The sequence below is a fragment of the Mycoplasma sp. 246B genome (genome assembly GCF_054353935.1).
This window is the reverse complement of the sequence record NZ_JBTHHM010000016.1, coordinates 1-9274: the sequence shown is the minus strand read 5'-3', so window position 1 is coordinate 9274 and position 9274 is coordinate 1. Positions and strand designations below refer to the sequence as shown.

Here is a 9274-nt window from a genome sequence, read left to right as displayed (position 1 = left end):
ATGTAGTTAAAAGTATTACATCAAGCAGCTCTAATGATGAGTTACTTGAGTATATTACTACTGAAGCAGGATATTATAGATTAAAAGTTAAAAAATATTCAGGTGTGCTATTTGATAATTCGATCAATGATAGTTTAGCATTAACATATACAGTGCAGGAAAAATAGTATGAAGAATTTTATAAAAAAATGAGTTTTTCTTTTTTCTGCATTAGCGCCTTTAATTGTTGTTAGTTGTGCAAATAACTCAAACAACAAAGAATATTTTTATAACGATTTAGAATACTTTACCGGGGTTGTGTTAGAATATAAAAGGCAAAATTCTATTAAAAATATTGAAGAAAATTATTTTTATTATATGTGAGAAAATAACAAAGAAAGTGCTGGTGAATTTCAACCTTTGTTCAAAGATAAATATGTTTTTATTAAATCAGTAGAAGAACTTAATAAATTATTTTTAGATAAATTTAACTTAGATTATGTTAAGAAATATTATCAAACATTTAAAAATAAAGTTTATTTTGACATTAATACTCTAACAGCCGAAAAACTAAAACAAATGAACAAAGTAGAGTTTCAAAAGATTTATCTAAGAAATCAAGATGTTAATGAATTCTTTAAGACTAAGAATTTGTTAATGTATGAAACAGGTAATGAAAATTCTGTAATTTCACAATATAATTTAGTTCCAGATTACAAAAGTAACAATACAGCAAATTTACATTTTTGGCTTATCAATTTAGAACAATTAGGTGTTAAATATGATAACAAAAACAGTTTGCAAAAAACACATATAACTATGAATGTAAAATATATTGATAAATCCATGACTATCACTGTTAATAAAAATCCAAGTAATCAACAGGTAAAAAATCTTTATGAATATTTGCGAAAATACACAACTTTAGCAACTTCAGATGTTTAATAATTTAACATAAAAACAAACAAGCAAGAAAGTATAAAACCAGCAGTTTTTAACTTTGAATCGTCATAACAAATTGCTGTGGCAATTTTGAATTTAAATTTGTAAAGCAAGACAAAAAGATTAACAACTAATTGTGTTAATCTTTTTGTCTTGCTTTACCATCTTTTTAAAAAATAGTCGCACAATTAAAATTCATAAAAATTTAAAAAAATTGTTTGGGTTTTTAAAAAAATCCTGTATTATATTATCAGTAGCAATAGCAAGTGGGATCACCTGATACCATTCCGAACTCAGTAGTTAAGCCACTTTACGCCGACGATAGCCCAACGGTGAAAATAGGAAGCTGCTTTTTTTATACCTTTTGAGCAGCTTCCGAAAGGAAATATATGAAAACATTTAAAATTTGAAATAATGATAAAAAGCAAGAAGTTTTAGAATATCTTTATAAAAAAGACCCGATTCAATATTTATTTTTAATCTCTGATATCGAACAATACGGTTTACAAAATCAAAATATTAAAACTTTTGTTTTATATAACAAAAAAATAGAAGCAATTTTTTTAATGTTTTATTCTAATTTAGTTGTGTTATTTGATACTGATGCTATAAATATAAATAAATTTTTGAAAATATTAAATAATGAAGACATTCAAAACCTAATTATTGATACAAATTTTTATAACTTTTTAAATAAACATAAACTTATTGATTCGCTGGATTATATAGTAGAAAAAGAACAGATTGCTAAGTTAGATGTAAATATTTTTAACATACTTACAAAAGACTTTTTAGCTAAATCTAAGCCAGTAACTGAAACTGACATCATAGAGGTTATCAATTCTAAAAAGCAAATTAAAGAATGAGGTGATGTTAGTGGACATACTTTAAATGTAGAATATTTAACTAATGAATTAAAAAGTGGATATTATCAAGCATACATCATTAAAGATGAGCAAAAGGTTATCTCACATGCTTCTATAAGTGCTAAAAACAAACAAGTTGCTATGATTGGTGGAGTATATACATTAAACCAATATCGCCGTCAAGGACTTGCTTATGATTGTGTAGTTAATTTAATTAGAAAACTTATTTATCAGAACCTAACACCTGTTTTATTCTTCAGCAATCCTGCTGCTGCTAAGATGTATTATAAACTTGGTTTTAAAGACTATGGACAATTATTTGTATTGCATAAATAAAAGCACCACAATGGTGCTTATTTTATTTTTCTATCTTAATTTTGACACTTGGACCCATTGATGCTGAAACGGTAAGGTTTAACATATATGTTCCTTTAACAGCAGCAGGTTTAAGTTTTTTAATTAAGTTAATCAAGGTTTTTGCATTTTCAACTAATGCTTGTGTTGACATACTTGATTTACCGATTAATGAATGCACGATTCCAGCTTTATCAGTACGGTAATTAGCTTTTCCTTTTTTAAGTTCTTCAACAGCTTTTTCAGGTGCAGGAGTAACAGTTCCGGTTTTAGGATTAGGCATTAAACCTTTTGGTCCTAAAACTTTTCCATATTTACCTAATAAAGGCATCATTGTAGGGTCAGCAACCATAACATCAAAGTCAAAATCACTTTCTTTAATCTTTTGTTCAAGAGCAGGACCATCTAAAACAATATCTGCTCCAGCATCTTTAGATAATTTTTGTTTTTCTACATTATTTGTAGCAACAAGAACTTTAACAGTTTTACCTGTTCCGTTTGGTAATAATACTGCACCTCTAAGTTGTTGGTCAGCTTTACGAACATCTAAGTTTAAATTAAATGCTAAGTCAATTGAAGCATCGAATTTAGCATATGAAGTTTTTTTAGCTAATTCAATCGCTTCTGACAAATCATAAGCAATAGTTCTATCAAATGATTCACGAGCATTTTTTAGGTTTTTTGAAATTCTTTTTGCCATTATTCTGCTCCTTCTTCTGCTTTATCATCTGAGTGTGTATGCACTTCTATAGCTTGACCTTTAGTTTCGTTTAATTTAGTTTGTGCCTCAACAAGAGCGGCCTCTTTTGCAGCAGCAGCAGATGCAGCCTTTGCAGCTGCTTTTGCTTCAGCCTTTGCTTTGAAGATATCATCATAACCTTCAACCAAAACACCCATTTGTTTTGCTGTTCCAGCAACTGTTGCCATTGCAGCATGGATATCATTGGTATTTAAGTCAGGAAGTTTGTATTCTGCAATTTCTTTAAGTTGTTCTTTTGTAATTGTTCCAACAATAGTTGTTTTAGAGTTTTTTGAGCCTGATTTTAATTTTGCTGCTTGCATAATTTTATATGAAGCAGGTGCTGTATAAAGTTTAAATTCAAAACTTTTATCTTTATATACTGTAATTTTTACAGGAACTGGTTCATCGCCTCTGTCTCTGGTTGCATCGTTAAATGCTCTGGTAAATTCAGGCATATTAACACCAACTCCAGCTAAGGCTGGACCTGGTTTAGCTTTACCGGCTAAAAATTGAAGTTTAGCAACACGGTGTATTTCTTTTTTTGCCATTTTTAAAATCCTTTCGATAATCGTGGTCTGTGATTTAATAATCTCCCACTTGTGGCAATTAATAAATTGCTTTTTAATTATATTAAAAAAGTTTTTTTTCAAAAACCTTTTTATAAATATTATTACTCTATACACAAGAGATAAAAGTTATTCAAAGTCTATCATTTCAAATTTATCAGGATGACTTTGAATTTCTTTTTGTAATTTATATTTGAATGAATTTGGATTATTTTCACTTTCATATCCTAAGTAATCATAATCATATGAATTCAATAATCCAAATCCGTATCCATTATCACCAAGATTTTGCATAAACAATGCTACCATATTCATATCTTCATCGAAAACTAAACTACCTGATGCACCTGATGTTAAATCATACTTGTTATTAGGTAAATCATTTAAAATAAAACTTCTAAAATTTCCATATTTAGCAAACTCAGGTGCCTGTTGGTTGATTACAATATCATCAATTCGATTAATAATGTGTTCACGGTATCTTAGCCCACTATTTCCTGCATGTGAATCTTGAGGAAAAGAACTAAGATAAAATTTTACATAATTATCTGCACTTAGATATTTTGCTTGCTTACTTAGTTTTAAGTTAGGTAATTTTTTTCAGTTGTTCAAATAATTTAATACTTTTAAATCATTTGAATTTTTAGCTCTTTTTATCAGCTGTGCAATATCAATAATATTTATTGAAATGTCTGCTTCATTTAAATTACCTTGTCCATAAGGACCAGAAACCAACTTACCTTGTTTATTATATTGATTAGTTGCTTGTCAGAAGTTCAAAATAAAATCATTTCTTTCAACATCGATTGATATATCATTTGCTCAACTATTTACTTTTTTATCATCAAAATCAGGGATTAATAATTTTTGCGGTATTCGAGGATTACCCCAATTATTATTAAGGATGTCACTAACATGTCTGTTAGTGATAAAGTAATACCTTTGATCATTTATATCAGTAGGTTTAACCTTAGCAATCATAGTAGAAGTTCCACCACCTAATACAAATACTCTTGCTTTAATCTTATCAAACATTGCATTTTGCTTATTAATTATTCGTTTACCACTATATACCATATCTTTTGGATTATATGCTAAACCATTTGATGCTAATTTTGCATATAAATCATCTGTATGATAATCTTCAGATAATGAAAAATTCATGTCATCATTTTGGTTTGCTAAATAAGTAATTTCAGTTATTGTGGAAAATTTATCAAACATATCCTTATTTACATCATCAAAACTAAATGATTTTGTGTTTTGAGGTTGCAAAACAACTTTTATCTTATCATTATCAAGGCTTGTAGCAAATGAATAACCATTTATATTACCTTGAATCAACTTATCTTTAAGAAGTTCTTCTAAATCTATATCAATAACAATTGGTTGACTCTGAGTCTGTGTGTACATCCGATTTAGTATCTTGATAAATGTAAATCTAATTTTTCTTTTTGAAAAAGGTTTATTCAAAAAGTTTTTAATTTCTTTTTTAAAAATAAGATTATTATTTTGGATTTTAAGTTCATTATTTTTTATATGTGAAAGCATAATTTGATGTTTTAAAACATTAATACTATCATTATTCTTCAAATGCACTTTTAAATCAGGAACATAAGAAAAAACTGATTTTCTAGGATTTTCATCCATATTCGGATAAAATCACTTAGGAAAATCACTATAGACTTGACCTTGTGAAGTTATATATGTAAGAACTTTTTGCATCTCTGTCCTAAAGTAATTTGATACTATATTAATATTATGTTCACTATTTTCTAATATAACAGAGTTAGGAAAAGTAGATTTATCAAAAATTTGTTTTGGGTTGTTTATATCACCTGGATATGTTAAATTAGAACTAGAATCAATTTTTACTGTTGGAGAAAATTGATATTCTGTATTTGGTTTTTGACTTTCTTTTTTCTCAGATTCGATTGGTTTTTGTTCATTATCTGGCTTTTGTGAATCCTTGTCTTTATCAGGCTCTGTTATTTCTGATTTTCTTAGTTGCTCATTGTTATCAGGATTGATGGATTTTTTAGTTTCACCAGGTTTTTGTTTTGGACTTTGCTTTGGTTGCTGTGGTGTTTGTGGTTGGGTCTCGTCTGGTTTTGGTGCTTCTTTTTTTGCAGGTGGTTCAGTAGGTTTAGGTGTACATGGAGGTTTATCTTTACCTATAATTTCTATTGGGTTCGATGGTTGCTGCGAAATTATTCCTTTATTTGGATCATGCTCTTTTTGTGTGTTTTCAGGTTTATGGGTCACATTACTCTGACAAGAAACATAAAGCACCGATGACGATACTAAAATTATGCTTAATAAAGATTTAATTTTCATTAACGTTTTGTCCTTGAGTAATAATAAGTATTAAGTAGTGAATTAACTTTATCATCAACCCCTCATAATCTTGCATGGATGATATTTTTATCACTTTCATCTACTTCATAGATTTTTACTGCTTTAACATCGTAGGTATTATCATCCGATACAAAATAATTTCTACGAATTAACTTGTAATCAAGTTGAGTAGATGGGGTATAATTAATTAAATTAAAATTGGTTACATTTGGATACTTTTCTGATAAAACTTCAAAAAACTTAGGTGCCATATCTTCATCGATAATCATATGCGAAAACCAATAACCCATTGTATTCAAAACTTCTTCTGTTTCTTCTTTAACTTGTGATTTTTTATAATTTTCATCTTCTTTTTGCTTTATATTGAAATAAAATTGCTCAAAAAACTCTTTGAATAACGGATTATCAAATTTTTTAACAGCTAAATCACGAAAATTTTGTAAGTCTGCATCATGAAGTTGATCGTGTTCTAATGTTTTCTTATAAATTTCAATTAATTCATTTTTGAAATTGTTAAAAATTGTTGTTGGATCGGGACTAAATTTATATTCTTTATTATTTTTTTCAAGTTCTTCTGCTGCCACTAAAAACACATCGCGCATTTCAGAAGTGAGATATTCATCATACATATCAATAATATTTTTGTTAGTATTAATGTTATTTAAATGTGCATAAAAAGCATGTGAAAGATTATGATACAAAGTCTTTTCAGTTGGTTTGGAAATAGTTTCTGAAACAACTAATCCATCTACTAATAAGATGTTTTCACGAAATTTTATTGCTTCTACTGTTCCATCATCAACAGTTACATTTTTTTCAGCTAATTTACCATCTTTATATTTATTAAAGGTAAATCCATTATCAGATGCATAATAAGTATCCAAAGCATCTCCGTTATACATAATAGCTGAATTTACATTACCGTTTCTTGTATTTAATAATGCTTGCACAATGGCTTGTCCATCTCCGTTAAATGACAATGTATTTGATGTATTAGTAATATTTTGTCCAGTAGATTTATTAACCATCTCTACAAAACTATTAACTATTCTTTCATAATTATCTAAATCTACTTTACCACTATGTGGTGTAAGTTTTGTTGCTTTTTTAGGAAAATAATAAGAAGAACCATACAAAAGTTCAGCACGCACTGCATCGGTTAACACCATATGTTGATATCCGTTTTTAAAAGCTGTATTTATTAAGTTAAATAATGAATTAGGTTTTAAATATTCTGAATATAAATGTGTATCTTCTTTTTGTGGGTCAACAAATTTAGATGTGTTTTTGGGATCTTTTGCTTGCTGAAGTAATTCATCACGATTTTTTTGAAAATCTTCATCAGTTAGTAATTTTCCAAAAGTTTGATTTGTTGGTTTACCACTTTGTTTATGCTTTGCATAAGCAAAAACTGCATCTTGGATATAATAAGGAACAAAATATTGTCATAAATGCTTTTGTGGTCTATCAATATCCTTTAATTCTTCATCATAACTAGCAAGGTGATTAAAAACTATCGGTGTATAAATTTCTTGTAATTTCTTTTTTAATTGGTTTTCGGTCTTTATCATCTGATTTGGGTCACTTATTTCAAGTAATTGGTTAAAATCTATTGGTTTAATTAATCCTTTTTTAATTAAACCAATTGCTTGAAAGTCGCTTCCGATTCCTGCAACGGCTTTATGGTTATTTAATGCAATAGTAAAGTCTTGAATTTCATTAAATTCCTTATAATCAAAGTCTTTATTAATAAGGTCTCGATTAACATCATCGATATATGATTTATAATTAAAAAATGCTGGTTTAAATGGTGATTCTACCTTTGCAGCAACTACTGCTGCGACTGCAATTCCTGCTGCAACTGCTCCTGAACCGAGCAATCATCTTTTGGTGTATTTATTACTAAAAATGTTTCTATTTTTTTCCATCTCTTCCTTGAGTTATTTTTTGTAAAATTATTTTATTAAATTCTGAAAATTCAAAAGAAAAAAATAAAAAAAGCTCGGATATCCAAACTTCTTTTAGCATCATAAGCCGTGTTCTGTTCCTTAAAAAAGGTGCTGATAATTTATCTAACATAAAATATGTTTTGCTTGATAATTCATTTGTTAACTTGCAATTCCCCTACCAAATTTGGGTTTCTAGTTCATGGAGTTTACCGCGTTTCACAATTCTCGTCTCTGTGGCACTAGTCGTCTAAGCTTAAACTTATTAGGTTTAACATGATCACTACTAACATCGCAGTTAGTACTAGCACGGACTTTCCTCTACTTTTTAAAGCAGCTATCAGCTAATGCAAAAGATATTATATATCAATTATGTGTATTAAATAAATTATTTTGCTTTCATAAAGCAAAATGAATACTTATAAAATTTATATTTTATAATTATGTTTTTTATAAAAGATAGATATAATTTATAGGATTTTTCAAAATTATAGAAAAAGGGAGGTTTGTTTGGCTAACATTAAATCTAAGATCAAAAGCATTGTCAAGATGGAAAAAGCTCGTCAAAGAAATGCTGCAATGAAATCTAGAGTTAAAACCGCAATCCGTAAAGCTCGTGAAGCAGTTTTAGCAGCAGACGAAAAGGCAGCAGTATTAGTTGCACAAGCTCACCAGGTAATTGCTAGAGCAGTTACCAAAGGTGTTTTCCATAAAAATAAAGGTGCTAGAAAACACTCACGTTTAGATCAATTCGTTAATAAGACAAAAGAATCTAAATAAACTTTGACAAGCTAAGGCTTGTTTTTTTAAACCTTTATTCACAACTTTATTCACATTTTGATGAATAATTTGTAGTTTCAATTACTTTTAGAAAAATAATTTATAATATAAAAATAAAGGTGGTAGAAATGGTAAAAAAAATACCGAAGATTAGGTTTAAAGAATTTAATGAAGAGTGGAATTATGAAGTTTTAGGGAATCTTGTTGATAAACAAAAAAGTGATTTGAAAGTTTCAGAAATAAAAACTGATGGAAATGTAGATATTTATGGTATTGATGGAAAAATAGGAAAAAGTTTTTTGAGAGAAACTTTTAATGAAGACATTGTAATCATATCAAAAGACGGTTCAGTTGGTAAATTACAAATATTACCTAAAAATTCTTGATTTACATCAACATTAGAAGGAATTTTCATAAAAGAAAAATCATTAATTAATAACAATTTTCTTTATCTGGTTTTAAATAATATTAAATTTGACGAATTTGTTGTTGGAACAAGTATCCCACATTTATATTTTAATGATTATAAGAATCTTAATATTTTCTTGCCTTCTTTAAATGAACAAAAAAAGATATCAAAATTAGTTTTTTCGTTAGATTCATTTATAAAACTAATTCAGCAAAAACTCGATTTTTTTTATTGTGTAAAGCAAACTTTTTTATCAAAAATGTTCCCTGATCAAAATTCAAAATTTCCTAATATTCGTTTCTCTGAATTTACTCACGCTTGAGAACAGGAGG

Annotated in this window: 8 protein-coding genes, 1 rRNA gene and 1 other RNA gene; 5 read left to right on the top strand and 5 right to left on the bottom strand. The window is 28.0% G+C overall.

Features of this window, described 5'->3' with window-relative positions; all coding sequences use genetic code 4:
• Window positions 1-168 precede the first annotated feature (168 nt).
• The 3 genes from ACXYRR_RS04120 (at window position 169) to ACXYRR_RS04110 (ending at window position 2123) form a co-directional block, all read left to right on the top strand.
• The gene (locus ACXYRR_RS04120) at window positions 169-924 is read left to right on the top strand and encodes a hypothetical protein (protein ID WP_458598176.1); all 756 of its coding nucleotides are present in this window, start codon (window positions 169-171) and stop codon (window positions 922-924) included.
• Window positions 925-1170: 246 nt separating this feature from the next.
• A 5S ribosomal RNA gene (gene rrf / locus ACXYRR_RS04115) occupies window positions 1171-1276 on the top strand.
• 34 nt (window positions 1277-1310) lie between these two features.
• Complete coding sequence (locus tag ACXYRR_RS04110; protein ID WP_458598174.1) at window positions 1311-2123, top strand: GNAT family N-acetyltransferase; 813 nt, start codon at window positions 1311-1313, stop codon at window positions 2121-2123.
• A gap of 22 nt (window positions 2124-2145) precedes the next feature.
• Here ACXYRR_RS04110 and rplA read toward each other — a convergent pair whose 3' ends face one another.
• The 5 genes from rplA to rnpB all read right to left on the bottom strand — a co-directional run bounded on the left by rplA (window position 2146) and on the right by rnpB (window position 8105).
• On the bottom strand, window positions 2146-2841 hold the full coding sequence (gene rplA, locus ACXYRR_RS04105; RefSeq protein ID WP_458598172.1) for a 50S ribosomal protein L1: 696 nt from the start codon (window positions 2839-2841) through the stop codon (window positions 2146-2148).
• The gene (gene rplK / locus ACXYRR_RS04100; RefSeq protein WP_435128655.1) at window positions 2841-3431 is read right to left on the bottom strand and encodes a 50S ribosomal protein L11; all 591 of its coding nucleotides are present in this window, start codon (window positions 3429-3431) and stop codon (window positions 2841-2843) included. Before rplK ends, rplA begins: the two co-directional genes overlap by 1 nt.
• Before the next feature lie 147 nt (window positions 3432-3578).
• Complete coding sequence (locus ACXYRR_RS04095) at window positions 3579-5786, bottom strand: hypothetical protein (protein ID WP_458598170.1); 2208 nt, start codon at window positions 5784-5786, stop codon at window positions 3579-3581.
• Entirely contained in the window at window positions 5786-7735 is a 1950-nt protein-coding gene (locus ACXYRR_RS04090) for a type 2 periplasmic-binding domain-containing protein (protein WP_458598169.1), read from the bottom strand. The genes ACXYRR_RS04095 and ACXYRR_RS04090 overlap by 1 nt, the downstream gene beginning before the upstream one ends.
• A 98-nt stretch (window positions 7736-7833) precedes the next feature.
• An RNA gene (rnpB, locus tag ACXYRR_RS04085) (RNase P RNA component class B) lies at window positions 7834-8105 on the bottom strand.
• Window positions 8106-8263: 158 nt separating this feature from the next.
• Between rnpB and rpsT the strand changes: the two genes are divergently transcribed.
• Both rpsT and ACXYRR_RS04075 read left to right on the top strand, forming a co-directional pair.
• Window positions 8264-8533: a 30S ribosomal protein S20 gene (rpsT, locus tag ACXYRR_RS04080; RefSeq protein ID WP_458598167.1), complete on the top strand. Its 270-nt coding sequence runs from the start codon at window positions 8264-8266 to the stop codon at window positions 8531-8533.
• Window positions 8534-8661: 128 nt separating this feature from the next.
• A partial coding sequence (locus ACXYRR_RS04075; RefSeq protein WP_458598165.1) for a restriction endonuclease subunit S occupies window positions 8662-9274 on the top strand: 613 nt, incomplete at its 3' end.